Raw genomic sequence first — 25,756 nt, 5'->3', positions numbered from 1 at the left:
GGGTCAGGACCACGGGTGCAAAAGCGGTACGGTGCGAGCGCAGGCGACGCCCGCGCTACTGTTCGTCGAAGAGCGTGTTGGTCGTCCGCGTGTCCCGCCGGTAGCGCGACTCGGGTAGCTTCGACGAGCAGTTCCGGCAGACGGTGTAGTCCGGGTCGTTGTTCGTCTTACACTCCGGACAGTAGCCCGGGTATTTCGACGGCGTCGTGTGGACGAGACTCGAGTAGTGCGACGGCATCGCCGCCTCCGACCGCGACGACAGCGACGCGACGCGACCGAGCGCCACCGACCCCACGAACGCGACCAGCCCCAGCGCCATCGCCGCCAGGACCGCGAACATGATGACGGCCACGAAACTGACCATGTGTGTTGGTCGGTGCCACACCATCATAAATAGTCGGGTCAGTCGAGTGACTAGACGGCCGAGGCGGGCGTCGGCGCCAACACGGGCGCTTTTTGTCGACCGGTCGTCTACGACCGGCTATGGGAAAGGTCTCGATCGGGCTCCGCGGCTGGCGGTTCGACGAGGAGGCGGTGTTCGCCGCCGACGGGACGATCCGTCCGCTGGACAACATGGACGCCGAGACGCGCGAGCGGATCGTCCGCCTCTCGGCGATGATGGGCGAGCCCTGCGACTGCTGTTATCTGATCCACGGTGAGGAGGAGATCCAGCGGTGCAACCCCGCACAGGCCATCTACGGCGAGGCCCTCGGTGAGGTCCTCCTCTGTGACGACCACGAGGCCGACTTCGTCTACTGGTTTCAGGAGGAGGGCGGCACGCGCCACGCCGGCGAGCGCGAGCTGAAAGACCGGTTCCACCAGTGGTTCCTCGACGGCGGCCGCGCCCCCGACGGCTTCGAACTCGAACACGTCGAGGAGGACCCCGAGGACGTGCCCGAGGCGCCCGACCCCGACGAGGAGCTGCCCGGCCTCGAAGAGGAGATCGAGGAGATGGACGACGACGAACTCGACGCGCTCGACATGGACCTGTCGGACATCGACTTCGACGGATGAGCGGCGACAGCACGGCCGACGGGGCGAACGACGACGAAACGGCCGGCGGCGGTCCGGACCGCGACGGTGGCCCCCGGATCTCGGTCGCCGTCGTCGACGCGGAGACCTCCGGCAACGTCGGCACCATCGCCCGCTCGATGAAGAACTTCGGGCTCTCGGACCTCTACCTCGTCGACCCGCCCGATATCGGTCCGGAGAGCGAGGCCGCCGGATTCGCCGGCCAGGCCCGCGAAGACATCTTGCCGAACGCTCGGGAGGTCTCGTTCGACTACCTGGTCGAGAACTTCCACACCGTCGGCTGCACCGCCGTCACCAACGAGGACGAGCGCAGCCACACCCGCTACCCCTTCCGGACGCCCGCGGACCTGGCCGACAGCCTCCGCGGCGTCGACGCCGACACCTGCGTCGTCTTCGGCCGCGAGCGCGTCGGACTCACCAACGGGGAACTCGCCCGCCTCGACGAGGTGTGTTCGATCCCCGCCTCCGGGGAGTACCCCGTCCTCAACCTCGGCCAGGCGGCGACCGTCGTGTGCTACGAACTCCGAGACCTGACCGTCGCGGAGACCCAACATCCCGAGTCGAGCCACCAGCGTGCCGACGAACGCGCCGTCGAGGGACTGCACGAGCAGTTCGGCGAGTTCCTCGACGCGATCGACCACCCCGAGGAGAAGCGGGCGAAGGCCGGGCGGCTGTGGCGGCGGTTCGTCGGTCGCGCCCACCCCACCGGCCGCGAGGCGAAGACGCTCCGGGGAGTCTTCCGACGAGCCGGCCAGAAGGTCGACCGGCTGGAAGGCGACGACACCGATGACACCGACGGCGAGCGAGACTGACCGGGCGGACGTGGTCGACTCGCAGCCACGACTAAGTACCGCGGGAGCGACCGGACCGCATGACACTCGCGGACCGCGACTCGCCGCTGGCGATAGCGATGTGGGACTTCTCCTGGCTGGAGCGCCGGTACCCGGGCGGCGGCTACGAGGACTGGGACCGAGCGCTCGACGAACTCGTCGAGCGGGGCTACGACGCCGTCCGCATCGACGCCTACCCGCACTTCGTGGGCACGGACCCCGACCGCGAGTGGACGCTGCCGCCCGCTTTCGACGCCTGCGACTGGGGCGCGCCCGCGACCTGTCGGGTCGAAGTCACGCCCGCGCTGACGGAGTTTATCGGCGCCTGCGCCGACCGCGACGTGTCGGTCGCCCTGTCGTCGTGGTTCCGCGCGGACGAGACGCGGGCGCGCATGGGCATCCGGACGCCCGCGGATCTGTCGTCGGTGTGGGTCGACACCCTCGACCGGATCGCCGACGCGGGCCTGCTCGACGCTATCTGCTGGGTCGACCTCTGTAACGAGTTCCCGCTCCACCAGTGGGCGCCGTACTTCAACGACCCCGACGAGCCGCGGACGCCGCGGGACTCGCCTGCGGGCCGGCGGTGGATAAACGAGTCCATCGCCGGTGTCCGGGAGGCCTACCCGAACCAGGAGTACTGCCTCTCCGAGACGGTCGGGCCCGACACCTGGGGCCGCGACCCCGCCGACGAGATGGATCTCCTCGAACCGCACGTCTGGCTGATGAACGCTACCGACTACTACGACTTCGAGCGCGACGGCGGCGACCTCGACAGCGCGGACCACTACGAATGGGTCGTCGACGAGGCCGAGAGCCGCTACCGCAACGAACCCGACTACTGGCAGTCGGAACTCGGCGCCGCCATCGACGCCGCCGCCGAGTGGTCCCGCGAGACCGGCCTCCCGCTCGCGACGACGGAGTCGTGGGCGCTCATCCACTACAAGGACTGGCCCGGCCTCGACTGGGAGTGGCTCAAAGAGGTCTGTGCGTTCGGGACCCGGCGAGCGGCCGAGACCGGCCGCTGGACCGCCATCTCGACGAGCAACTTCTGCGGCCCGCAGTTCGAAGGGATGTGGGCCGACGTCGAGTGGCACCGTGAGCGGACCGACGCGATCGGAGCGGCCGGCGTCGACCTGTAGGGGACGACCGCCGACTCACCGCGAGCCGCGCTCGCTCCGGCCGCCGTCGGCGCTTCGCTCGGCGTCGAGCGACGAGCGCTCGACGACGACGCTCGTCCGCGCGGCCGCGACCAGGTCAGCCAGCAGATGCGCGTACAGCGCCACCGCGACGATAGCGCCCACGTAAGGGATCCACGCGTAGGCCAGCGGGACCGCGATCCCGCCGATGACGACGTGGGTGAGCAGTCGGTTCAGCGACCCCACGTCGCCGGCCTCGAAGATGGCGTCCTGGTCGAGGAAGACGATCCGCGGGTCGCGGAGACAGCGCCTGGCGGCGCCCCAGTGGCCGGTGTTGTACCGCGCGAGCAGGAAGTGGTCGAAGTCGATGCCGACGCCGACCGCGACGGCGAGGCCGACGACCGCCGGGGCCGGGATCGGCGGGGGCGCCACGACGACGGCGGCCAGCCCGACGACCAGCGAGATCGCGGCGTGGGCGGTCGACTTCATCGCGGGGTCCCCGAGTCGTCGACCCGAGCGTTGGCGGACTCGGGCTCGGACTCGGGGACGGTCCGCTGGACGACCGAGAGGCCGACCGCGCCGGCGAGGAACGCGCCGGTCGCGAGCAGTTGCGTCCACGAGTCCGGCGCGGGCCACAGTCCCATCCCGGCGGCCTCGACGGCGCCCATCGGCGTCACCGTCGCGCCGATGAGCGCCACGCCGAGCCCGGCACTCAGGACCGCCACCGCGATGCCGCCGACGACGAGGACCAGCCAGACCACGGCCGTCCCCCCGACGACCGTCCGGACGTCCGCCCCGTCGACGGCGAGGACGAGGAACGCGACCGCCAGCACGCCGTAGTCGACGGCGCCGGCCAGCGCAGCGACGGCCGCGTCGGCGACCGCCAGCCAGACGTACGGCGCGCCCAGCGCCAGCCGCGTCGCGAGTTCGATGCCGAGCCACAGCGCCGCGACGACGCCCAGCACCTGCGCCACCCGGACGATCGCACCGGGTTCGACCCGGGGGAGTCGGCGCTCGCTCGGCGCCATCGGCAGACCCGCCCGGGCTTCGTCCCCGAGCGCATCGCGGAGCGCCGCGCCGCCAGCGGCGGTCGCGGCGACGAGCCCGGCCGCGAACAGCCCGCTCTGAACCGCGCCCGCGACTCCCTCGACGAGGGCCGTCGTCGCGACGGGGTCGGCCTCCGCGACGAGTCGCACGAGCGGCGACGCTTCGATAGCGGCCGCGCCGACGAACACCGCGAGGGTCAGCCGGCGGACGCTCGCCCGCGTCACCGACCCGTCGCCGGTGGCGACGCGCTCGGCCAGCGCGAGCAGCGCGACGACGGCCAGCCAGTCGGTCGCGACTCGCAGCCCCAGCGACCCGACGAGCGTCACGACGCTTGCCAGCGGCCGCGGCGGCACCGACGCCAGCGCCAGCGTCGCCGCGGCTAACAGGACCGTCGCGACGAGCGCGGCCAGCCCGCGGCGTCGGGTCGCCTCCATGTTACGCTCGCTCCTGGATCTCCTCGCGGAGGACGCTGCTGACCGTGTCGCCGTCGGCCTTCCCGCGCAGTTCGCCCATGCACTCGCCCATCAGGCCCGAGAACGCGCCCATGCCCTCCGCTTCCACCTGCTCGGCGTTGCGCTCGACGACGCGCACGACCGCTTCGCGCACTTCGTCCTCGCCGACGCCACCGAGGTCCTCCTGTTCGACGGCCGCCTCGGCCGCGAGGTCGGGATCGGCCGCCAGCGCCCGCAGCAGGTCGTCCAGCCCCTCCTGGGGCACTTCGCCGCCGTCGACCAGCGCGAGCGCGTCGGCGAGGTGGTCGTCGGTCAGCCGGGAGACGGCCACGTCGTCGCGCCGGAGTTCGGTCAGCGTCGACTCCAGGGTCCCCGCCGCCAGCGTCGGGTCGACTCCCTCGCCGACCACCCGCTCGAACAGCGGCATGTACTCGCCGTAGGCGACCTGCTCGGCCAGCCCCGAACCGAGGTCGTACTCGGCCTGGTAGCGCTCGACCTTCTCGGTCAGCAGCTCCGGCCGGTCGACTTCGCTGGGGTCGGGCTCGACCGGCGGCACGTCCGTCTCGGGGTACATCCGCGCCGCGCCCGGCAGCGGGCGCAGGTAGCGGGTCGTCCCCTCCTCGGTGGCGTCGCGGGTCTCCTCCGGGACCTCGTCCATCGCCGCCTCGGCGCGCTCGACGACCGCCTCGATAGCCAGCGCGGTCGTCTCCGGGTCGTCGGCGACCAGCGCGACCGCGTCCTCGGGGCCGGCGTCGACGGCCTCGCGCAAGTCGGCGACCTCGGCCTCGGTGACGCCGTACGCGGGGAGCTCGTCGGTGTGGAAGATGCCGCCGGCGCCGTGGCGCTTGGCGTGGTCCGAGAGTTCGGTCCCCAGGCGGCGGTCCGGCTGGATCTCGCGGCCGACCAGGCCGTCGAAGCCGTCCAGACGGACGGCCATCACGTTGCCGCCACTCGACAGGGCGCCGCCGATGACGCCCGAGTCGGTCCCCTCGAAGACCTCGGTCACGTCCTGTGGGTCGCCCACCGCGGCGTCGCGCTCGCCGAGTTCCTCGGCGATGTCCAGCAGTTCGACCTGCCGGCGGACCTCGTTGCGGACGATGTCGTCGATGTCGTCGAGGCTCTGGACGCCCTTGATCTCGACCCGAGCGCCCTCGGCGATGGAGACGTTCACGTCCTGGCGGATCGTCCCCAGGCCGCGCTTGACCTGGCCGGTCGAGCGCAGCAACATCCCGATGCGCTCGGCGGCGTCGCGGGCCTGCTCGGGCGAGCGGATGTCCGGCTTCGTCCCGATCTCGACCAGGGGGATGCCGAGTCGGTCGAGCGAGAACCGCACGCCCGAATCGGTCTCCGCGACGCGCTGGGCGGACTCCTCTTCGAGCATCAGGTCCTCGATGCGTACCTGGCCCTCGTCCGTTTCGATGGCACCCTCGCCAGCGACGCGCATCGTCCGCTGGAAGCCGGTCGTGTTCGAGCCGTCGACGACGATCTTCCGCATGACGTGGACCTGGTCGACGACGCTGGCGTCGAGCAGCTGGGCGATCTCCATGGTCACGTCCATCGCCTCCCGGTCGACGCGGTGGGGCGGCTCGTCGTCTTCCTCGACGAGACAGGTGGTGTCGTAGGAGAGATATTCGAACTCCCGGTCGACCATGCTCTCCTCCAGCGCCGCGTCGTCGATCTCGCCGAGTTCGCTCTTGGTCGGGTGGAGATAGCGGGTGAAAGTCCGACCGGCTTCCTCGGGTTCGCGGAGGTCCGTCGGACACGGGCAGAACAGCTTCGATGCCGTGTCCAACTGCTGGTGGATCTCCAGCCCGGCCACCAGCCCAAGGTCCTCGTAGTCGTAGTCGGCGTCGCTCATTGGGCGTGTCTGCGACCGGGTGGACAAAAAGGACTCCGTCTCACCGTCTCGGCGCGGTCGCGAACCCCGCCGAGGTGTTTTGCCGGTCCGGCTCGTACTCGCTCCCATGGACGGGCGCGCGCTGGTCGTCGTCGGCCTCGTCGTGCTGGCGGGCTGTTCGATCGTCGCCGACGGCGGCGACTCGGAGGGCCCCGTCGAGACGCTGACGCCCGCACCCGTACCCACGACCGCCCCGACCGACACGGTCGCGCCCTCGCCGCTCCCACCGGGCGTGACGACCGGCGGGACCATCAGTCCGAGCGCGCTCGCGTCCGCGCACGTCCGGGCGGTCACGGGCCGCTCGTACGTCTGGGCCGAGCGCCGGCGGACGCTGACCGCGACCGGCGACGGCAACTGGACCGAGGCGCGCAACCGAACCCGCACAGTCCGCCTCGAAGACGGCGACACCTACCGCTGGAGTCGCTCACGGCGGGTCGTCTGGACCGGCCTCACGCTCGGGTACCAGCCCGCGCTCGAACGGTACTCGGACGGCGACACCCGCTACGTCCGCGAGCAGGACGTGGACGGACCGCTGTATCGCGCCCGGCCCGCGACCAACGACAGCCAGATCGTCGCGCTCGTCGCCGCCAACCGCGTCCAGTCGTACCTGTCGCTCAGGAACGTCTCCGTCTCCGTCGGACAGGTCGACGGCCAGCGCCGGTACTGGGTCGAGAGCGACGGCGGCGGCGTCGTCGACGGCGAGTACGCGGCGAACTACTCGGTCGGCGCCGTCGTCACGCCCGACGGGTTCGTCCGCCGGCTCTCGGTCAGCTACACCACAGAACGCCGCGGGACGCCGACCCGCATCGAGTACGAGTACGCCTACCGTCAGGTGGGGAACGTCTCGGTCACCCCGCCCGACTGGATCGACGAGGCCCGGGCCGCCGTCGACGGGGAAGACCGCGCGACCGCGTCGGTCAATGCAACCGCCCGCACTCCGGGATGATGTCCGCTCGTATTTCGGAGGTGCTCGCTCCGCTCGTACCTCCCTACTCGTCGCCCAGAATCACACGCTCGGTCATCTTCGCCGGGTCGAGCACCTCGTCGGCCTCCTCTTCGCTCAGGTAGCCCTCGGCGACGACGACCTCCTTGATGGTCTTGCCCTCGGCCATCGCCTGCTTTGCGACCTTGCTGGCCTTGTCGTAGCCGATGGCGGGGTTGAGCGCCGTCGCTAGCGCCATCGACTGCTGGACGCGCTCCGCGCAGTGCTCGCGGTCGGCTTCGAGCTTCGCGACGAACTTCTCGGCGAAGGCCTCGCTGCCATTCGCGATCAGCCGCGCCGACTGCAGGAAGTCGTTGGCCAGGACCGGCTTGTAGAGATTGAGGTCGATCTGGCCCTCGGCGGCGCCCGCGGAGACGGCGGCGTCGTTGCCGACGACCTGCTTGTGGACCTGGTTGACGGCCTCGGCGACGACGGGGTTGATCTTGCCGGGCATGATCGACGAGCCGGGCTGATTTTCGGGCTGGTCGATCTCGCCGAGCCCGTTGCGCGGACCGGAGGCGAGCAGGCGCAGGTCGTTGGCGATCTTGTTGAGGCTCCCAGCGACCGTCCGTAGCGCGCCGTGGGCCTCGCTCATCGCGTCGTGGGCGGCCTGGGCCTCGAAGTGGTTGTCGGCCTCGCGGAACTCGACGCCCGTCTCCTCACTGATGTATTCGGCGGCCCTCGCGGGGAACTCGGGGTGGGTGTTCAGGCCCGTCCCGACGGCGGTGCCGCCCAGTGCGAGTTCCGAGAGGTGCGGGCGGACGTTCTCGACGCGCTCGATGCCCTTCTCGATCTGGGTGCGGTAGCCCGAGAACTCCTGGCCGAGGGTGATCGGCGTCGCGTCCTGGAGGTGGGTGCGGCCGGTCTTGACCACGTCGTCGAACTCGTCTTCCTTCTCGCCGAGCGCGTCGGCGAGCGTCTCCAGTGCGGGGAGTACGTCCTTCTCGACGGCTTCGAGGCTGGCGACGTGCATCGCCGTGGGGATCACGTCGTTGGACGACTGGCCGTAGTTGACGTGGTCGTTGGGGTGGATGGTGCGAGAGCCGATCTCGGCGCCGTAGATCTCGGAGGCGCGGTTGGCGATGACCTCGTTGGCGTTCATGTTCGAGGAGGTGCCCGAGCCGGTCTGGAACACGTCGACGGGGAACTGGTCGTCGTGTTCGCCGGCGATGACCTCGTCGGCCGCCTCGACGATGGCCTCGACTTTCTCGCTCTCGACGAGCCCGAGGTCGTCGTTGGCCAGCGCCGCGGACTTCTTGACGACGCCGAGCGCGCGGACGAACCGGCGCCCGAAGGTCTCCTCGCTGATCGGGAAGTTCTCGACGGCGCGCTGGGTCTGGGCGCCCCAGTAGGCGTCCGCGGGAACCTGCATCTCGCCGAGGCTGTCCTCCTCCGTGCGGAATTCCTCGTCTGACATGGTCGAAGCGTCGATTCGAGAGGCGTAAAAGCCACCGAAGTCTCCCACGCGCTCGGGCGAAGCGCCGACCGGAGCGCTGGCCGCGACCCCACCAGACACCGACCGCGACGCTCGCTCGGGCGGTCCCGAACGCTCGCGGAGACGCCGGTGGCCCCAAGACACTTGCCGCCCGGGTGATTCCCGGTCGACATGAACCGGCCCCCCCTCCACCTCGCGATAGCCGCTTGCGTCCTCCTCGCCGGGTGTTCCGTCCTCGGCGCGGACCACACTCGCCAGGAGCGCGCCGTCGAGGCGCTCGCCGACGCCCGCGACGCGGCCAACGCCACCGACGGCTACCGCTTCGACGGCGACCTGCGCGTCGTCGCGACCGCCGACGGCGAGACCGAACGGGTCGAGATAGGTATGAACGGCACTGTCGACACGGCCGAGCGCCGGATGCACTCGACGAGCGTCCGCGACCGCGAGACGTACGAGTCCTACCTGATAAACCGGACCGCCTACCGGGAGTGCGGCGGACCGATAGGGATGGACATGTGGGGCGTCGAGAACGTGACGACCGACGACTGGACGATGGCGACGCCCGCGGCGCGCCAGCTCGCACTGCTGGAATCGGGCTCGCTCTTCCACAACGGTACTCGCACGCTCGACGGCGAGGCGGCGGTCCTGCTGGTCGGTCACCCGACGACGGAGGCGCTTACGAAGTACCAGGAGCGCCGGGACCGCTCGTTGCTTGGCGGCCCGAGCGTCGAGAACGCCGAAGTCCGGGTCTGGCTCGACGCCGAGACTCATCGCCCGCTGCGGTCGGCGGTCCGGTTCGAGGTGTCCCAGGGCGGGAACTCCGCGAGCGCGACCGTCGATATGCGGTTCGACGACCACGGCTCGGATCTGTCGGTCGACGTGCCCGTGATCCCCGACGACCAGACGTGGGGAGTCGGCTGTCCCGGGTGAGTCGGACGATTCTTTCACGCATCGTATCCCGAATCTTTCGGCTGATACTGCCTCCCGGACGCTTATGACGGGGTACTCCTTGGAATCGGTCAGACGGAACGACGCCCCGATCATCGATGTCAGAGGACCCACGAACCACGACAGACGGACTGGCCGGGGACCCGTGCGACCGCCCCCCAAACCGAGCGGAACGGTACCCGGACGACGGGTTCGGCGGCGACGAGCTGGCGGCGGTTCTCGAATTGGGGCGGACGGCCCTGGACTGTGCGAGCGGCGCGCTCGTCCGTGTCGGCGACGACGGCTGGACCGTTCGTACGGCCGTGACCGAGGACGGGTCGAGCGGGTTCGCCGTCTCGGACCGACGCGTCGGGACGGCGGTCCGGAACTCGGACGCGACGGTGGAGACGGGAGACGGCGCGTCGGCCGGCTGGTTCGCCGGGCGGCGGGTGACGGTCGACGGCGACCCGTTCGGCGTCGTCTGCTTCACCGACGAGGCGGCGGCCGGCAGAGACCGGGCGACCGCCCGGGAAGTAGTCGAACGGGTCGCCGACCTCGTAGCGGGCGAACTCGAGGAGTTCGACGACTGGTCGGACCGGGCGCTGACCGAGACGCTCCTGCAGACGGTGCCGGACGTGCTCTACGCGTTCTCGGCCGACGGGCGGCCCGTCCAGTGGAACGACCACCTGGAAGGGGTGACGGGCTACGGCCCCGCCGATATCGCGACGATGGGGCCGCTGGACTTCGTCGCGGCGGAGGACAGGGACCGCGTCACCGAGTCCCTGAGAGAGGTCGACCGCGAGTCGGTTCCCGACGCCGTGGAGGCCGACCTGGTTACCCGCGACGGGAAGCGGGTACCGTACGAGTTCAACGGCGCGCCGATCACCGACGAGGACGGTGACGTGGTCGGGTTCGCCGGCGTCGGTCGGGACGTCTCGGACTACCGGGACCACGAGGAGACGCTGACGGCGCTGCACGACGTGACCAGGGAGCTGCTCCCACTGGAGAGCGAGGAAGCCATCTGCGAGCGGGTGGTCGCGGCGACGACGGACCTGCTCGACATCGAAGTGGTCGGCGCGTTCCTGTTCGACGAGGCGGCGAACGTCCTCGAACCGGTCGCCCAGAACGCGGGGGCGGACGCGGTCGTCGACGAGGTGCCGACGTTCGGCCCGGGCGAGGGTGTGGCCTGGCGGGCGTTCATGCGCGGCGAGGTCGCGGTCTTCGACGACGTGCGCGCCGCCGAAGCGGTGTACAACCCCGAGACAGCGGTCCGCTCGGAGCTGTTCGTCCCGCTGGGCGAACACGGTATCCTGCTCGCCGGGTCGACGGCGGTCGGCGCCTTCGACGACCGGACGGTCGAACTCGCGGACCTGCTGGCAGCAAACGCGGAGGCGGCGCTGAACAACGTGGACCGCAAGCGCGAACTGGCCGCGCGCGACGCCGAGCTGTCCCGTCAACATCGCCGGCTCGAACGACTCAACGAGGTCAACGAGCGTGTTCGCCGGATCGGACACGCGCTGGTGGGCGTCGACACGCCCGCGGAGGTGGCCGACCTCGTCTGCGCCCGGTTGGCGGCCGTCGACCGGTTCTCGCTGGTCGCGCTCTCGGCCCGCGACGGGGCCGACGGCGACCTGACGACCCGGGCGACCGCGGGTCGGGGTGACGGGTACTTCGAGGCGGTTGAGACGGCCGAAGACCTGGCCGATGGGGAGGGAGGGGATCCGACACGCCGCGCCGCCCGGACCGACGAGCCGGTGGTGGTCGACCGGGTCGCAAGCGACTTCCGCGGAGCGCCCTGGCGACGGGCGGCGCTGTCGCGCGACTTCCGTTCGGTCGCCGCCTTCCCGCTCGTCCACGACGGGATCCCCCACGGCGTGCTCACGGTCTGCGCCGACGCCCCCGGGACCTTCGACGAGGAGACGGCGACGGTCCTGTCCGAACTCGCGGACATGGTCGCCGAGGCGACCGGCATCGCCAAGCGCCGCCGGGCGGCCAGCACCGGCGACGGGGTCGAACTCGTCGTCCGCGTCGACCCGTGGCCGGACCCAGTCGGGCCGCTCGCCGACGCGGTCGGCGAGGCCGTGACCGTCACCCGCGCCATCCCGGCGGCCGACGACGCCTGTCTCCTCTACGCGGAGACGGCCGCCGACACCGACGCCGTGACCGACGCGCTCGCAACCACCGCCGGCGTCGCCAGCGGCCGAGTCGTCTCCGCTTCCGGCGACCGGACGCGCTTCGAGGTGACGACGGTCGACCGCACGGCGGCCGACGCGGTTCGCGCCGGCGGCGGCCGGGTCGTCCGCCTCACCCTCGCGGACGGCCACGCCCGACTGGTGGCCCGCGTCCCCCCAGAGACAGACGTGCGAGACCTCGTCGAGCGAGTCGGCGGCGACCACGAGGCGTCGGTTCTCGCACAGCGGACGGACCCGGCGACCGCCGAAGCCGACCCGCTGGACGCGCTCACCGACCGTCAGCGCGCCGCCCTGCTCGCGGCGTACGACGCCGGCTTCTTCGAGTGGCCCCGCCGCAGCTCCGGCGAGGAAGTCGCCGCGGACCTGTCGGTCGCCCAGCCCACCTTCGCCGAACATCTCCGCCGAGCGCAGGCGAATCTGTTCGACTCGCTCTTCGAGGGGTGACCGCCCGGCCGAGCCGTTTTCAGCCGTGATATCTCCCCGTCCGAGACGCCCCTATCAGTATTGGGCCACCCTCGAACGCGCCCAATGCCGTTAGGAAGAGCGCACTTTGGGAAGGACCCACATGGTTTCGATATGTTCTCGCTACTGGCGTCTCGGATGCAGACGGGCGGCGGGTCGACCGACCCCGGTGAGCCGGTCCGGGCCGACGACGGGTCGGGAGCCGTCGGCGACGACGCCGGCGCGGACGCCGCCGCGCTGGTCGGGAGTATCCTCGACGGACTGACCGAGCCGACGGTCGTCGTCGACACGGACGGAGCGATCACGCACGTCAACGACCAGGCGCTCGCGTTGTTCGAGACGACGGCGGCCGAGGCGGTCGGTGCCCATCCCCACGAGCTGTGGGACGCGGACGTGACCGACGCGGTCGGCGAAGCGCTCACCGAGGACCGGGACGTGCAGGACGACGAGGCGACGCTGACGGTCGACGGCGAGGAGACGCCGGTGAGCCGGACGGTCACGCTGCTGACCGACGACGACGGCGACCGCGTCGGTGCGCTGGCCGTCTACGACGACATCACCGAGCGGCGCCGTGAACGGCGCCGCAAGCGGGCACTGGAGGACTACCAGGAGCGCGCGCTCGACGACCTCCGGGACAAGCTCGCTCGCCTCGCCGAGGGGGACCTCACCGTCGACCCGAGCGTGCCCGAACCCGACGAGGACTTCGAGGCGATCCGTGCGGTGTACGAGGAGTTCGACGCGATGAACGGCGACCTCGGGCGAGCGGTGTACAACATCCGTCAGGTCGTCGAGGCGCTGACCGCCCAGTCCGACGACCTGGCGACGACCAGCGACCAGCTGGCGGCTTCCTCGGAGGAGGTGACCGCGTCCGTCGAGGAGATCGACGCCTCCACCGGCGAGCTGGCCGACGGCGCCGACGACCTGGCCGAGCGCTCCGAGCGCGCCAGCGCCACCGTCGAGGACCTCTCCGCGTCGTTCCAGCAGATCACCGCCACCGTCGGCGTGATAGACGACCGCTCGGCGGAGGCCGCCGACATGGCCGGCGAGGGCGTCGCGGACGTCGAGAGCGCCGTCGGCGAGATCCGCGGGGCGACCGACGCGACCGACGACGTGGCCCGGCGGATCGACTCGCTGGAGGCCTCGATGACGGAGGTCGGAGAGATCGTCGAGATGATCGCCGAAATCGCCGACCAGACGAACATGCTGGCGCTGAACGCCAACATCGAGGCGGCCCGCGCCGGGGAGGCCGGCGAGGGGTTCGCCGTCGTCGCCGAGGAGGTCAAGAGCCTCGCCGAGCAGTCCCAGGACTCCGCCGAGGACATCGCGCGGATCATCGAGGAGGTCCGGCAACAGACCGACGAACTGGTCGGGAGCGTCCGGCAGGCGAACCGTCGCGTCGAGGACGGCGCCGACGCCGTCGAAACCGTCGGGGATCGCCTGGACGCGATCCGCGACCACGTCGAGGCCACCAGCCAGGGCGTCACCGAGATCACCGACGCCGTCGAGACGCAGGCGGAAAACGCCGCGGAGGTCACCGCGATCGTCGAGGACAACACGGCCCTGGCCGAGGAAATCGCGGCCTCGGTCGAACAGATCTCGACCGGAGTCGACGACCAGACGACCGCGATGGACGAGGTCGCCCACTCCGCCGAACACCTCAACGCGATGAGCGACGACGTCCACGGACTCGTCGACCGCTTCGGTCTCGAAGCCGACGAGGAGGCGACCATCGACGAGGCCGACGCGGTCTAGACGGCACCGATAGCGGCGTTTGCGGCCGGGCCACCCGTCAGGCGATGTCGGTCGCCGTCCCCGCGTCCGTCTCGGTCGCCGTCTCCGTGCCGTCCGGCGTTCCGGTTTCGGTCGCCGTCTCCGTATCGGTCCCTACGGGCGTCCCCGTGTCGGTGTCTTCGCCCTCGGCCGTCCCCGTGTCGGTGCCCTCGTCCTCGGTCGTCACGAACCCGAGGTCGACGACGGCCTGGCCCTCGGCGGTGTAGGGCCCGTCGTCTTCGCCCTCGCTGTCGACGAAGTCGTAGGAATCGTCGTCGTCGGTGTCCAGATGGGGCATCGGGACGAGCGGCTTCGCCGGCGCGGGCGGGAAGGGGACCTCCGCGATCGCGGAGGGATCGTCGAGCGCGACCTCGACCGCACGGTGGACGCCCGGTTCGAGGTACTCGGAGACGCCGACGACGCTCTCGAACAGCTCGCCGCCGAGCAGGCGCGCGTCGTGGAGCGCGACGAACCCGCCCTCCGAGAGCAGCGCCTCGCCGACGGTCACGGCGTCGTCCGCCACCGCCTGATTCTCGAAGTCGACGGTCGCGAACGGCGTGGCGTCGTCGCTCCCGGTTTCGGTGCCGGTCGCCGTCCCGTCGGGTGTGTCCGTCGGGGTTCCGGTGCCGTCGGGCGTCGCGGTCGCCGTTCCCATGCCGTCCGGCGTCTCCGTGGCTGTGCCCTCGCCACCGCCGGTGGCGTCGACGAACGCGAGGTCGACGGCGGGGAGGCCGGCCTCGGCGAACGGCCCGTCCTCCTCGCCCTCGCTATCGACGAAGTCGTAGGACTCGTCGTCGCCGGTCTCGCGGTGGGGCATCGCGACGAGCGCGCCGGTCCCGGTGAGGCTCTCGGTCTCGAAGTCGGCGCCGGCCACGTCGAACAGCGTCACGTCGGTCCCGTAGGTGACGCCCGGTTCGAGGTACTCGGAGACGCCGACGACGCTCTCGATCACGTCGCCCTCGAAGAGGCTCACGTCGTGGAAGGCGACGTAGCCGGAGTCGGAGAGCGTCACCTCGTCGACGCTGACGGTCGTCCCGTCCGAGGACTGGTTGGCGAACTGTACGGACGCGAACTGTCCGCCCGTCTCCTGGCTCTCCTCGCCGTCGCCGTCGTCGCCGCTCTGTCCGGCGACGACCGCGCCGGTTCCGACGGCGAGCGCGCCGGTCGCCAGCGCGCCGCTCTTGAGGAAGGTTCGTCGGCTCGGTTCACCCGTCGCTGATCGGTCTGTGGATTCGTCTGTCATCGGTGTGACTCCATCGACCGTTAGGAAGTTCCGCCGATAAAGCCGGCAAACCGTTTTTTCGGTAACCTCGGGGTAGCGCTCGGTAGCGCCCGCTACTCCGAGTAAGGCCGCTCTCGGGCGAGTAACGGCGGCTTTCCGGGCCGGCTCGCTTGCGTGTGCGCGTCGGCGACGTGGGCCCGAACGGGCCGGTAGCGAGCGGTCAGCTCCAGCGGTCGAGGCCGGTCTGGACGACCGACTGCTCGATGCGTTCGAAGCCGCGCTCGACCTCGTCCTCCGCAACCTCCCACTCCTCACAGACGAACGCGCGCGCCGCTTCGAGGTCCGGTTCGACCTCGCGGTCGAACTCGTAGTCGTCGGTGACGGCGGGGTTCAGGAACAGGTCGCGGATCCGGTCGGCGTTGTCGACGTACACGTCTTCGGCCTCGAAGACGCCCCAGATGTCACCGTGTTCGCGGACGGCCGTCACCGCGGTCTTGGGTCCGTACCCGGAGATCCCCTCGTTGAAGTCCGTGCCCATGAGGATCGCGGCGTCGACCAGCTGCTCCCAGGTGATGTCGCGGTCGTCGAGGGTGGCCTCGAAGTCCATCAGCTCCGGGTCGCCCTTGCTGGTGAGCTGGCGCAGCGTCAGCGGCGCCCCCAGCAGGAGCGCGTCGTAGTCCTCCGTCCCGACGTAGTCGACCGCACCCTCGCGGGCCATGTGCGTCGCCTGGGCTTCCCCCTCCGCGGGCGCCTCGATCACCGGCACGTCGAGCAGTTCGAGCACCTCGCGGGTCGTCGAGAGGATCGTGTCGGTGAGACGCTGGGTCTGGGACTCCAGCCGCGCGACGGCGACGCCGTCGCCCTCCTCGCGGGCCTGCTCGAGTTGCTCTTCGCGCTTCTCCCGGTCCTCGCGGCGTTGCTCGACCTCGTCGTCCTTGAGGTCGACGACGCTCCCGTCGAAGACGAACACGGGCGTGATGTCGTGTTCGAAGAACTTCGGGAGCCCCTGGACGACGCCGACGAGGTTGGCGACCTCCTCGCCGTCGGCGGTCGTGTATATCGAGTCGTTCGTCCAGCGGACGGTCGTCGTCAGGTACCGGTAGAGCCAGTTGTGCGCGTCGACGGCGACGAGCGACCCCGACAGGTCGTCGAACGGCACCTCGTCGATAGCGGCGAGATCCCGGAGGTCTGCGTTTCCCATCACCGACCGATAGGTCCAGCCCCGGTTTGAATCCCCCGACCCGCGAGGGCGTCGTGACCGCACGAGAACCGATCAGCTATGTACCACGAACGTGGTTTCAGTCGTCCGTCACATTCAATTCGGTCGGGCGTGAACGGGGAGGTATGCTGGGGTCACTCGTGACGCGGTTGCGCCGCCCGGAGTACACGGGCGAGAACCGCTGTCTGCCGTGTACAGTACTCAACGTCGGGATCGCGTCGGTGGGGGCGACGCTGCTGGGGGCCTGGTTCGTCGCGGCCGGTTACTCGACGGCCGCCGTCGGCGTCTCGACGGGCGTCCTCGCCGTCTCGCTGGCGGCGATCTGGCTGCGGGGGTATCTCGTCCCCGGGACGCCGGCGCTGACGAAACGGTACCTGCCGGCCTCGGTGCTGGCGGCCTTCGGGAAGACGCCGGAAGCGTCGCCCGAGGGGATCGCGGCGGGTGTCGGCGACGGTGCGGGCGGGGGGACGGACGCGAGCGGCGCTGGCGCGGAGGCCGACGACGACGCTGCCCAGGGGGGCGCCGCGGCGGCCGCGAGCGGTGGGGAGACGAATCGGATGGCGAGCGAACCGGTCGATCCGGAGGCGCTGCTCGAACGCGCCGGCGCGATCGAGCCGTGTCGCGGCGACGACCGCTGTCTGACCGCCAACTTCGAGGAGGCGTGGCGCGCCGAGATCGACGCCATCCGGGCCGACGACGACCTGGGCCCCTGGCTCGACCGGTTCGGTCTGGACGACGGCGAGGTAACGACGAAAGCGGTGGCCAACGCCTTCGCGGTCAGCGTCGACGGCCGGCGGGTCGGCTCCTGGGAGTCCCAAGCGGCGTTCCACGCGGACCTCGCGGCGGCGACGCTGTTGGCCGACCGGCTACCCGGCTGGGCGGGGCTGTCGGCCCGGGACCGCGGGCAGGTCTGCAACGGCCTGCGTATCTTCCTCGAGACCTGCCCCGACTGCGACAGCCCGGTGTCGTTCGGCACCGAGACCGTCGAATCGTGCTGTACCAGCCGGACCGTCGCCGCGGTCACCTGCGACGACTGCGGCGCCCGCGTCTTCGAGTCGCCCGTCGACGACGAGGAAGTCGCGGCCTGAGGCAGACGGTCGAGTCGCGACCCATCAGGCGGGCGGATCGACGGGGCCGGGCGGACCCGAGTTCCCTTTTTCGACCAGAAACTCGCGTTCGTCCGCCGAGAGCCCCGGACCGTCGTCCGTCTCGGCGCGCTCGCGATAGATATCGAGGCCGGCCTGGTAGGTCGACCGCGAGCGGTCGGCGGCCGGTCGTCCCGCGTCGGTCGCGCCGCTCCCCTCGCCCAGCGGCCGGTCGAGGACGAGTTCGGCGACGCCGGTCTCCTCGCCAGTGAAGGCGAATCCGGCGCGGTACAGCGCCTGGTAGGCGAAGGGGTTGTTGACGGCGATGCGGGCGCGGTCGTAGCCGCGGTCGCGGGCGCGGGCGGCGACGAACGCGGCGAGATCCGGACCGATCCCGTCGCCGCGGCGGTCCTCGCGGACGGTGATGTAGCGGATCCAGCAGACCGACGAGTCGGTGCGGTCCTCGTTGAACGCCGCCGCGGCGACGACGTCGGCGGCGGCGTCGCCGTCGTCGGTTACGGGCGGTCCCGCGACCTCGCCGGTCCGGACGACCGCCTTCCCCGTGTTCGACATCACGAACTTGCCGGCGTAGCTGAACCGCTGCCAGTCGAGCGTCAGCGTCGGCCCCGCCTCGGGCCACCCCAGCAGGACGTACTCCATCGAGCGTGGCTACCGGACGCGGCCCCTTGTAGGACGCGGTGAGCGGAGGCCGACTCGGGGCATCGTCCCCGCCGGTGGCCCCCGTCTCCGCCGCGGCCACCGTTATTCCGGAGGAAACCGTAGTCGGCGGCATGGCACTCGGTGACGTAGGCGTCTTCCACCGGTTCGCGCGCCTGTACGACCGGGCGATGTACGCGGCCGACCCGACGACGCTGACGGCGGGGCTGGACCTGGCCGAGCGACCGGTCGAACGGGTCCTCGATGTCGGCGGCGGGACCGGGCGCGCTTCGCGCGCGCTGGACGTCCCACAGTCGGTCGTCCTCGACGCGGCCCGGGGGATGCTCCGGGAGGCCCGCGGTCACGGGCTCGAAACCGTCCAGGGCGACGCCGCCCGGCTCCCGGTCGCCGACCAATCGATCGACGCGGTCCTCGTCGTCGACGCGCTGCACCACATGGCCGACGCCGACGGCGTGGTGGCGGCGGCCTACCGCGCGCTTCGGCCCGGTGGCGCGCTCGTGATCCGGGAGTTCGACCCGACGACGCTCCGGGGTCGGGGACTGGTCGCGGCCGAACGCCTCGTCGGCTTCGACTCGCGCTTTCTCGCCGCCGACGCGCTGGCCGACCGCATGGCGGCCGGCGGGTTTCGAGCGTCGGTCCCCGACCGCGGGTTCGGCTACACGGTCGCGGGCGTCAAACCCGCGGGGACGGGCGAGGAAGGCGCGCCGGCCGAGAGTGCCGACGGGACGACCGACGGCGCCCGCGACGCCGAGGGAACGGCTGACGACAGTCGTCACGCCGACGCCCCATCGAACCAGTGAAGGGGCGGCGACGCCTCCCTTCGAGTGATGACATCCGTTCGCACGGCGCTCGCCCACCGCGTCGAACCCGTGCCGTTCACGGCGCTGGTCGCGCTCGGGGACCTGGCCTGTATCGCCGCGTTCGTCCTGCTGGGCGTGACGGCCGGCCACGAGAGCATCGACCCGACGGCGAACCCGGGCCGCGTCGCGGCCACGGTGCTCACGTTCGCCGCGGGCTGGGCGGTCGCCGCCCTGCTCGCCGGGGCCTACACGGCCGACGCCTACGACTCCGCGAGACGAGCGGTCGCGCGGACCGTGCCCGCCTGGATCGGCGCGGCGCTGATCGCGCAGGCGCTCCGGGCGACCGCGGTCGTCCCGGGCGGGGCCGCGGCCACCTTCTTCGTCGTCTCGGTCGTCGTCACGCTCGCGCTGCTGGTTCCGTGGCGCATCGCGGTGAGCGTCCTCGCGTCGGACGGCTGACCTCGCTCGCGTCACTGGACGCGTGTCGCGTCGCTGGAACGAAGAGAGAAAGCGGCGCGGTTGACGACCGCGCCCGACAGTACCGCACAGGGGCAGGTGAACGCAGGGGGTGGATCGCTGCGGTGGGGTGGGTGTGGGGGGTCAGTCTGTCGTCCGATACCAGAGGGAGACGTCCGCGCCGAGGGCGACCCCGTCGGGATCCGCCGTCATTGGGACTCCTCGACCGGAACGGCGACTGTCGACTGGAGCCACGCCTGGTGGTTCTCGCGGTCGTAGATGACGAACTCCTCGTCGCCGATGTTGAGTTCGGCGTAGCGTCGCCGTTCCTCGTCCGATCCGGTTCGTCCGTCGGGGTCGTCCGTTGCGTCTGGCGTCATTGTATCGTGAGCCGGCGCGTGCCGCCTCGACCTCCATCGCTATCTTGCCGATACCCGACCATAAGTGCATGTGCCAGAGTATCACACGGGATAATGGCCGTACGAGATGCTCTACGACGCATTCACCACGTTTATTCGGCCTTGCCGACGATCGTCCGGGCCGTCTTCCGCCGTCGAAATTCTCGATCGTGATAGCAGGTGGCGCGGGTGTACAGTGGCGGCGCCCAGTGACCGACCGGCAGATCCGACCGTCGGCACGAGCGTCCGGCCCGACGTCGGTCGCGGTTCGCTCTGTAGTGGCCTGAAGCCTCGGGACCGACTCCGGACTGCGCGGCGCTCGATTTCGCGGCGTTCGAGGGGTTCGCACCGCCGAAGCCGATTGATAAGTTATGGAGATGTTTTCTGTTAGTTACTCAGTGGCTACAGAGCAAGTATGCAGGGGTAATAAAGAATGGTACCGACTCATTTTGGGGAACGCTTATGTATTACTACCCTGTAGTTCATGATACATTATGACTCGATACTACGACCTCGTTCTCGGCCTCATCCCGCTCGCGCTCGGTGGCATCGCGGCCCTGCTCAGCGTCCTCGGCTTCGCGCTCACGACGGCCATCCCGATCGCGTCCGTCGTGGCCGTCGGCCTCATCGGTCACGCGATGTTCGTCAACGGTCCCGTCGACTCGGCGCCGCGTTCGGCCCCGGCGGACGACGGGTTCCAGCCCGCCGACTGAACGTCCGGGCTGCTCCGTTCCCCTCGTCTGCTTTGCGATCTCTCGGTTCTCTCACCTTCTTCGCGTTCCCACACCCCTAAGCCGCCGCTGGCCCTATCGGACGCTATGACAGACGGCACGGCGCTGTTCCTGACCAGCGACGACGTGCGGGGACTCGCGACGCCCGAAGCGTACGTCGAGGCGGTCCGCGAGGGGTACCGACAGCGCGGCGAGGGCGCACCGGCTCGTCCGCGCACGCGACTCACCGGCGGCGACCCGCCGGGGATGCTCACCGGCTACACCGCGATCCTGCCCGAGACGGGCGCGATGGGCGGGTACATGTACACCGGCGGCTTCGGGTCGGGTGACGCCCACTTCGTCCTCCCGCTGTTCGACGCCGAGACCGGCGCGCCGCTGGCCGTCTTCGACGGCGCGAGCCTCAACCCGTTCAAGACGGGCGCGACCGGTGCGGTCGGTGTCGACGCCCTCGCCCGCGACGACGTGACCGACCTCGCCGTGATCGGGAGCGGCTCGCAGGCCCGCGGCCAGATCCGCGCGGCCGTCACCGTCCGCGACTTCGACACGGTTCGCGTCTTCTCGCCGACGCCCGAGCGCCGAGAGTCGTTCGCCGGTGCGATGGACGCGGACCTCGACCCGACGGTTCGGGCCGTCGACTCCAGCGCAGACGCGGTCGCCGACGCGGACGTGGTGATCACCGCCACGACCGCCTCGGAACCGGTGTTCGAGGGGAGCGATCTGGCCGACGGCGCCCACGTCACCTGCATGGGACAGTACGACCCGGAGAAACGCGAGGTCGACGGCGAGACGGTGGCGCGGTCGACGTACGTCCCGGACCTGCGCGAGCGCGTCGAGCGCGACGCCGGCGCCTACCTGCTCGCTCGCGAGGAGGGCGCGATCGGCGACGACCACGTCCACGCCGAACTCGGAGAGGTCGTCGCCGGCGTCGAACCGGGCCGGACTCGCGACGACCAAGTGACGCTGTTCGACAGCGGCGGCACCGCCATCGAGACGGTCGCCGCTGCACACATGCTCTACGAGAGAGCCGTCGACGCCGGACTGGGGGAGGAGATCGAGTTCCTGCCCGCGAGCCGGGCCTTCGAGGAGTGAACCGCCGGACGGCTCGACCGGTCAGTCGCCGTCTTCGACCGTGATACCGCAGGCCGGGCAGTCGTGCCGCCGTCGGTCGACGAGAGCCCACAGTACGAACACGGTCCCTGTGTCGCGCGGTCGCTCCGGGCTGTCAGACGATTACCGACCCGGTCGCGCGATCTGTCGCCGATGCTCATGGTGGTCTCCGGTCAGACCGCCTCGCCGCAACTCCGGCAGCGGGCGCGGTCCGCGCTCGGGTCGAACGCCAGCGCCACGTCGCCGCAGTGGGGGCAACCGCGGTCGCTTCCGGCGCGGAAACTGAGCCGCGGCGTGGCCGATCGCTTCGGAGTCGCCGAGGTCGACGGTTCGCTCTTGCTCATCCTATCTGTGATCCTCTCACACACCCCCTAAAGCGTTGTGGACATACGCCACCGAACGTCCTAATATTCTGTATATACGTCCCCAATACGACGGCTTCCCTCCGCCAACGATTCATTTATTCGGATAGAACCGACCATTCGAGTGTCGGGATGAGCCCTCACAGGTAGGGAGTGACCCCGGTCGCCTGGGCGAGCGAGAGCCCGCTGGCGACGGCGCCGAGGAGGTAGCCGGCGATAGTGCCGCCGTTGAGCAGGGGGAGGCCGGCGTGGGCGCGGCCCTTGAGGACCATCCACAGCAGGACGACCAGCCCGGCGGTCGTCCCGACCATGGCGGTCAGCGCCGGGAGCGCCGCCGAGACCACCAGCAGGTCGACGGTGGGGACCGTCGCGGGCGCGAAGAAGGCCGCGCTCGCGACCAACACCGTCGGGATCACCGCGTCGCCCAGCCCGATGAACAGCGCCTCGCGGTCGAGTTCGGAGTCGTCGTCGGCGTCCCCAGCCGCGTCGGCGTCCGCCGTCGGTTCCCCGACTGACCCGCCGTTGGCGGCCGGCGTCGCGGCCTCGTCTGCGCCGACCGCGTCGCCGTCGGTGGACGTGCGTTCCGGGTCGTCCGGAGCGTCCGCGTCTTCTGCGTCGCCGTCGTCGTCGACCGCGGCGGGCGTCCCGGCGTCGAGATACGAATAGGACAGCGACAGCGGGACGACGAGGACGATGGGTACCTTGAGTTCCATGACGCCGGAGGCCAGCGTCAGCATGTGTTCGGTGCCGTAGACGCTGATCGCGTCGTAGACGGCGAGGACGGTCAGCAGGATGAGCGCCGGGAGGACGCCGAAGCTGATGCCGAACAGGGCCGCCGCGCCGGCGCCCATCACGACCCCCGCGGCGTCGATGACGTACCACTCCGGGTGGACCCACAGCGCGACGCCAAGCAGGAGCCCCCCGGCCCAGGCGACGGCGTTGAGCGAGACGCCCCCGAGCGGGACGGTCAAGACGGGCGGGACGAGCACCCGGAAGACGAACAGGCCGACGTACGCGCCGGTCCCGACGAGCAGGAGCCGGAGCAGCCAGTCGACGTCGAAGCGGATGATCGCCAGCATCACCCCGGTCATCACGAGGATGAAGGCGACGTAGACGAGGCTGTTCGTCGGGTCCTGGGGGTCGGCGGTGGCCTGGTAGCCCGCCGACTGGAACGGGCCGACCAGCGCGAGCGCCCCGAGCTGGACGAGCAGGAAGATGCCGACGATAGCCCCCGAAGCGACGTACGCGCGCGACCGCTGGTCCATGCCGATACCTCGGACACGACGCGTTTGAGGGTTACGTTGCGCTCACACCGCGCGCTCGCCCAGTAGCGGCGCGCCCACGACACCGCCGACGGCGACCGCGGTCCCGGCGAACGCCAGCACCAGCGGCGGCTCGTACGCTTCGAGCGCGGCGAACAGCACTCCGGCACCCGCGAGAACGCCGAACCCAGCGAGGACCTCCCTGCCGCTCGTCGGGTGGACGGGCGTCGAATCGGCGACCGCTCGCCAGACGACCCAGCCGCCGACGGCGCCGCCGATCGCAGCCACGCTGTCGAACGTGAGCCCGTTGAGGAGGCCGAGGACCCCCACGGCGACGGCGACACCCAGGACCCGTCCGGGCTCGGTCCCCCCGTCGGCGAACCGGTAGAGCGCGCCGAGCACGAGCGCGCCGACCGCGGTCCCGACGACCACGTCGACGAGGTAGTGGACCCCGAGGACGAGCCGCGAGAGCGAGACGAGCCCGACGACCGCGGCGGCGCCGGCGAAGCGCTGACGGCTCGTCCCCCAGTCGACGACCAGCGCCAGCCCGCCCCAGACCATCGTCGTCCCGAGCGCGTGACCGCTGGGGAACCCCGGCCCGTCGGCCGTCGTGGCGCTCTCCAGCAGCGTCGACAGCGCCCCCGGCGACAACGCCAGCGCCAGCGGTTCGGTCGCGCCGGGGGGTCGGCCGAGCCCGAAAAATCCCTTGAGCGCCCCGATGACGGCGACGTAGGTCAGCGCCAGCCCGAAGACGAACAGCGCGCGCCGGCGGTCGACCCCGGCCAGCGGGAACGCCTCGCCGGCGACGAACAGCGCGCCGCCGAGGACGAAGAGGAACCAGCCGTCGCCGAGCTGGGTGACCAGCCCGAACAGCAGGACGACCGGCCACTCCGCGAGCCCGTGGAGCGTCTCCGTGACACCGACGCCGCGCCCGTTCGGGAACAGCTGCATCCGTCCGCCGTTGTGGCCGGAGCCGTGTAAGGCGTGTGGCGACAGACGCAGGGGGCGCGACGCTCGCCAGAGCGCGATTTCGGTCCCGTAGGTCCTCCTCGGACCTTCAAAAAGCACTGAAACGTTCACGATTGTGCGCGTATCGGCACGTATCCCACCGTAACGGCCAATACTCGCTTATCTCCGTACGGCACCTACCGCTAAACACTATGGTAGTAACTAACTGGCGCGCCGTCGGGATCGGCTTTCTCACCATCATCGTGTTGGGCATCGTCGGCGCGTTCGTCGGACCGCTCGCAGTGTTCGGGACCGCCCTCGGCGCGGTCGTCGGCGGCTTCCTCGCGGGCTACGTCGCTCACACCGGGACCGTCGACGGCGCCTGGAACGGCTTCCTCGCCGGCACCATCGGCGCGATCGCGGTCATCGCGGCGTTGACCGCGCTCGGTCTCGCCGTCTCGGTCGTCGAACTCTCGCTCGGCGGCGTCTTCGCGACCGTCAGCGTCGCGCTCGCCGCGCTCGTACTCGTCGCTCTCGGGGCGATCCCGGCCACCCTCGGCGGCGCCATCGGCGGCATGATGAACCGCGAGGAACCCGCGGAGATGACCTCCCCGAGCACCTGAACACCCACTTTTTCGGGAAAAGAACCGACCGCCGTCCAGCGACGTATCGCTCGCCGCTTATCCTCCGCTCACCGCGTATCGTTCGCTCGCCGCCTCCCGTCCGTTCGTCCACCGTACGGTCAGCGAGCGTACAGCGCCGAGCCGACGAGTGCCGGCAGATGCACGTCGTCGTCGGTCGTGACGGCCAGGTAGGGCCGTTCGATCGGTCCGAACACGTCGACGACGCGACCCAGGTCGTCGAGGTTCTCGTCGACGACGGGCGTGCCGATGTCGACGTGGTCGGCGTCGGGCGCGCGGACGACCGCGAGGTGCTGGGCGATCCGGACGACCTCGCCGACGCGTTTCACTGTGGATCCTCCACCGCGGTCACTCCCGGATGACGCCGAGATACGCGGCGACCGCGCCCAGCAGGTCGCTCTTGCTCGCGTCGTCGGCGTCCTTGACGAGGACGCGCCCGCGGGGTTCGTACTCGCGGGGGTAGGTCATGTCCCGCTCGATGACGGCGTCGTAACCCACCTGCTGGACGGCCTGTGCGATCTCGTCGACCGTCGGCTCGGGCACGGCGAGGTCTCTCGCCACCCGACGCCCCTCGCTGCGCGTGCAGGAGGCGTCGAGCGCCGCCGGCCAGATGACGTTCTCGACCATACGCGCACCTGAGAACCGGGCTACGTAAGGGTCTTTCCGGTCGGCGCGACGTAACGTA

The 25,756-nt window shown here is 70.8% G+C and carries 26 protein-coding genes and 1 pseudogene; 13 read left to right on the top strand and 14 right to left on the bottom strand.

What is annotated here, in order from left to right:
- Positions 1-55 precede the first annotated feature (55 nt).
- Positions 56-364: a hypothetical protein gene (locus C475_RS05895; protein ID WP_006882872.1), complete on the bottom strand. Its 309-nt coding sequence runs from the start codon at positions 362-364 to the stop codon at positions 56-58.
- 119 nt (positions 365-483) lie between these two features.
- Here C475_RS05895 and C475_RS05890 point away from each other — a divergent pair, with 119 nt between their 5' ends.
- Genes C475_RS05890 through C475_RS05880 form a run of 3 tightly spaced genes read left to right on the top strand, consistent with a single transcriptional unit; the run spans position 484 to position 3,001 of the window.
- Positions 484-1,014 carry a hypothetical protein gene (locus C475_RS05890; protein WP_006882871.1) on the top strand — a complete coding sequence of 177 codons (531 nt, stop codon included), beginning with the start codon at positions 484-486 and terminating at the stop codon, positions 1,012-1,014.
- Positions 1,011-1,844 (top strand): RNA methyltransferase, encoded by an 834-nt coding sequence (locus tag C475_RS05885; protein WP_006882870.1) that lies wholly within the window; start codon positions 1,011-1,013, stop codon positions 1,842-1,844. Before C475_RS05890 ends, C475_RS05885 begins: the two co-directional genes overlap by 4 nt.
- 59 nt (positions 1,845-1,903) lie before the next feature.
- Entirely contained in the window at positions 1,904-3,001 is a 1,098-nt protein-coding gene (locus tag C475_RS05880; protein WP_006882869.1) for a cellulase-like family protein, read from the top strand.
- Positions 3,002-3,016: 15 nt separating this feature from the next.
- Here the strand turns inward: C475_RS05880 and C475_RS05875 are convergent, their stop codons facing one another.
- Genes C475_RS05875 through gatE form a run of 3 tightly spaced genes read right to left on the bottom strand, consistent with a single transcriptional unit; the run spans position 3,017 to position 6,355 of the window.
- Positions 3,017-3,487 carry a hypothetical protein gene (locus C475_RS05875; protein WP_006882868.1) on the bottom strand — a complete coding sequence of 157 codons (471 nt, stop codon included), beginning with the start codon at positions 3,485-3,487 and terminating at the stop codon, positions 3,017-3,019.
- The gene (locus C475_RS05870) at positions 3,484-4,479 is read right to left on the bottom strand and encodes a hypothetical protein (protein WP_006882867.1); all 996 of its coding nucleotides are present in this window, start codon (positions 4,477-4,479) and stop codon (positions 3,484-3,486) included. The genes C475_RS05875 and C475_RS05870 overlap by 4 nt, the downstream gene beginning before the upstream one ends.
- A gap of 1 nt (position 4,480) precedes the next feature.
- Positions 4,481-6,355, bottom strand: a complete 1,875-nt coding sequence (gene gatE / locus C475_RS05865) for a Glu-tRNA(Gln) amidotransferase subunit GatE (protein WP_006882866.1) — start codon at positions 6,353-6,355, stop codon at positions 4,481-4,483.
- A gap of 106 nt (positions 6,356-6,461) precedes the next feature.
- Here gatE and C475_RS05860 point away from each other — a divergent pair, with 106 nt between their 5' ends.
- Positions 6,462-7,340 (top strand): hypothetical protein, encoded by an 879-nt coding sequence (locus tag C475_RS05860; RefSeq protein WP_006882865.1) that lies wholly within the window; start codon positions 6,462-6,464, stop codon positions 7,338-7,340.
- Between the two features lie 43 nt (positions 7,341-7,383).
- Here C475_RS05860 and C475_RS05855 read toward each other — a convergent pair whose 3' ends face one another.
- Positions 7,384-8,793, bottom strand: coding sequence for a class II fumarate hydratase (locus tag C475_RS05855; RefSeq protein WP_006882864.1), 1,410 nt, complete (start codon positions 8,791-8,793; stop codon positions 7,384-7,386).
- Between the two features lie 189 nt (positions 8,794-8,982).
- On the opposite strand from C475_RS05855, the gene C475_RS05850 reads away from it, so the two are divergent.
- The 3 genes from C475_RS05850 (at position 8,983) to C475_RS05840 (ending at position 14,144) form a co-directional block, all read left to right on the top strand.
- Complete coding sequence (locus C475_RS05850; RefSeq protein ID WP_006882863.1) at positions 8,983-9,741, top strand: hypothetical protein; 759 nt, start codon at positions 8,983-8,985, stop codon at positions 9,739-9,741.
- A gap of 116 nt (positions 9,742-9,857) precedes the next feature.
- Positions 9,858-12,374, top strand: coding sequence for a GAF domain-containing protein (locus C475_RS05845; RefSeq protein ID WP_006882862.1), 2,517 nt, complete (start codon positions 9,858-9,860; stop codon positions 12,372-12,374).
- A 132-nt stretch (positions 12,375-12,506) separates the two neighbouring features.
- Positions 12,507-14,144, top strand: a complete 1,638-nt coding sequence (locus tag C475_RS05840) for a methyl-accepting chemotaxis protein (RefSeq protein ID WP_006882861.1) — start codon at positions 12,507-12,509, stop codon at positions 14,142-14,144.
- A gap of 37 nt (positions 14,145-14,181) precedes the next feature.
- On the opposite strand, the gene C475_RS05835 is transcribed toward C475_RS05840, so the two are convergent.
- Both C475_RS05835 and fen read right to left on the bottom strand, forming a co-directional pair.
- On the bottom strand, positions 14,182-15,405 hold the full coding sequence (locus C475_RS05835) for a DUF7282 domain-containing protein (protein WP_006882860.1): 1,224 nt from the start codon (positions 15,403-15,405) through the stop codon (positions 14,182-14,184).
- A 199-nt stretch (positions 15,406-15,604) separates the two neighbouring features.
- Positions 15,605-16,585 carry a flap endonuclease-1 gene (fen, locus tag C475_RS05830; RefSeq protein ID WP_006882859.1) on the bottom strand — a complete coding sequence of 327 codons (981 nt, stop codon included), beginning with the start codon at positions 16,583-16,585 and terminating at the stop codon, positions 15,605-15,607.
- A 143-nt stretch (positions 16,586-16,728) separates the two neighbouring features.
- On the opposite strand from fen, the gene C475_RS05825 reads away from it, so the two are divergent.
- Entirely contained in the window at positions 16,729-17,691 is a 963-nt protein-coding gene (locus C475_RS05825; protein ID WP_006882858.1) for a hypothetical protein, read from the top strand.
- A 24-nt stretch (positions 17,692-17,715) separates the two neighbouring features.
- Here the strand turns inward: C475_RS05825 and C475_RS05820 are convergent, their stop codons facing one another.
- Entirely contained in the window at positions 17,716-18,348 is a 633-nt protein-coding gene (locus C475_RS05820; protein WP_006882857.1) for a GNAT family N-acetyltransferase, read from the bottom strand.
- A 131-nt stretch (positions 18,349-18,479) separates the two neighbouring features.
- Between C475_RS05820 and C475_RS05815 the strand changes: the two are divergent.
- Positions 18,480-19,043 (top strand): annotated as a pseudogene (locus C475_RS05815) (class I SAM-dependent methyltransferase); the annotation flags it as partial.
- A 150-nt stretch (positions 19,044-19,193) separates the two neighbouring features.
- Positions 19,194-19,625 carry a DUF3054 domain-containing protein gene (locus tag C475_RS05810; RefSeq protein ID WP_006882855.1) on the top strand — a complete coding sequence of 144 codons (432 nt, stop codon included), beginning with the start codon at positions 19,194-19,196 and terminating at the stop codon, positions 19,623-19,625.
- 206 nt (positions 19,626-19,831) lie between these two features.
- Here the strand turns inward: C475_RS05810 and C475_RS24240 are convergent, their stop codons facing one another.
- Positions 19,832-20,002: a DUF7331 family protein gene (locus C475_RS24240; RefSeq protein ID WP_006882854.1), complete on the bottom strand. Its 171-nt coding sequence runs from the start codon at positions 20,000-20,002 to the stop codon at positions 19,832-19,834.
- Between the two features lie 512 nt (positions 20,003-20,514).
- On the opposite strand from C475_RS24240, the gene C475_RS05805 reads away from it, so the two are divergent.
- Both C475_RS05805 and C475_RS05800 read left to right on the top strand, forming a co-directional pair.
- A complete protein-coding gene (locus tag C475_RS05805; RefSeq protein ID WP_006882853.1) occupies positions 20,515-20,733 on the top strand; it encodes a hypothetical protein in 219 nt (72 codons plus the stop codon).
- 105 nt (positions 20,734-20,838) lie between these two features.
- Positions 20,839-21,840, top strand: a complete 1,002-nt coding sequence (locus C475_RS05800) for an ornithine cyclodeaminase family protein (RefSeq protein WP_006882852.1) — start codon at positions 20,839-20,841, stop codon at positions 21,838-21,840.
- Between the two features lie 191 nt (positions 21,841-22,031).
- Here the strand turns inward: C475_RS05800 and C475_RS23775 are convergent, their stop codons facing one another.
- From C475_RS23775 to C475_RS05785, 3 genes are all read right to left on the bottom strand, one after another.
- Positions 22,032-22,202: a hypothetical protein gene (locus C475_RS23775; protein WP_161625174.1), complete on the bottom strand. Its 171-nt coding sequence runs from the start codon at positions 22,200-22,202 to the stop codon at positions 22,032-22,034.
- 158 nt (positions 22,203-22,360) lie between these two features.
- A complete protein-coding gene (locus C475_RS05790; RefSeq protein ID WP_006882850.1) occupies positions 22,361-23,485 on the bottom strand; it encodes a presenilin family intramembrane aspartyl protease PSH in 1,125 nt (374 codons plus the stop codon).
- 42 nt (positions 23,486-23,527) lie between these two features.
- Positions 23,528-24,433, bottom strand: coding sequence for a phosphatase PAP2 family protein (locus C475_RS05785; RefSeq protein WP_006882849.1), 906 nt, complete (start codon positions 24,431-24,433; stop codon positions 23,528-23,530).
- A gap of 209 nt (positions 24,434-24,642) precedes the next feature.
- Here C475_RS05785 and C475_RS05780 point away from each other — a divergent pair, with 209 nt between their 5' ends.
- Positions 24,643-25,053, top strand: a complete 411-nt coding sequence (locus C475_RS05780; protein WP_006882848.1) for a DUF5518 domain-containing protein — start codon at positions 24,643-24,645, stop codon at positions 25,051-25,053.
- A 119-nt stretch (positions 25,054-25,172) separates the two neighbouring features.
- Here C475_RS05780 and C475_RS05775 read toward each other — a convergent pair whose 3' ends face one another.
- Both C475_RS05775 and srp19 read right to left on the bottom strand, forming a co-directional pair.
- On the bottom strand, positions 25,173-25,400 hold the full coding sequence (locus C475_RS05775; RefSeq protein WP_006882847.1) for an H/ACA ribonucleoprotein complex subunit GAR1: 228 nt from the start codon (positions 25,398-25,400) through the stop codon (positions 25,173-25,175).
- A 19-nt stretch (positions 25,401-25,419) separates the two neighbouring features.
- Positions 25,420-25,698: a signal recognition particle subunit SRP19 gene (gene srp19, locus C475_RS05770; RefSeq protein WP_006882846.1), complete on the bottom strand. Its 279-nt coding sequence runs from the start codon at positions 25,696-25,698 to the stop codon at positions 25,420-25,422.
- Positions 25,699-25,756 lie beyond the last annotated feature (58 nt).

The sequence above is a fragment of the Halosimplex carlsbadense 2-9-1 genome, from assembly GCF_000337455.1.
GTDB lineage: Archaea > Halobacteriota > Halobacteria > Halobacteriales > Haloarculaceae > Halosimplex > Halosimplex carlsbadense.
This window is presented reverse-complemented; position numbering and strand designations above follow the sequence as displayed.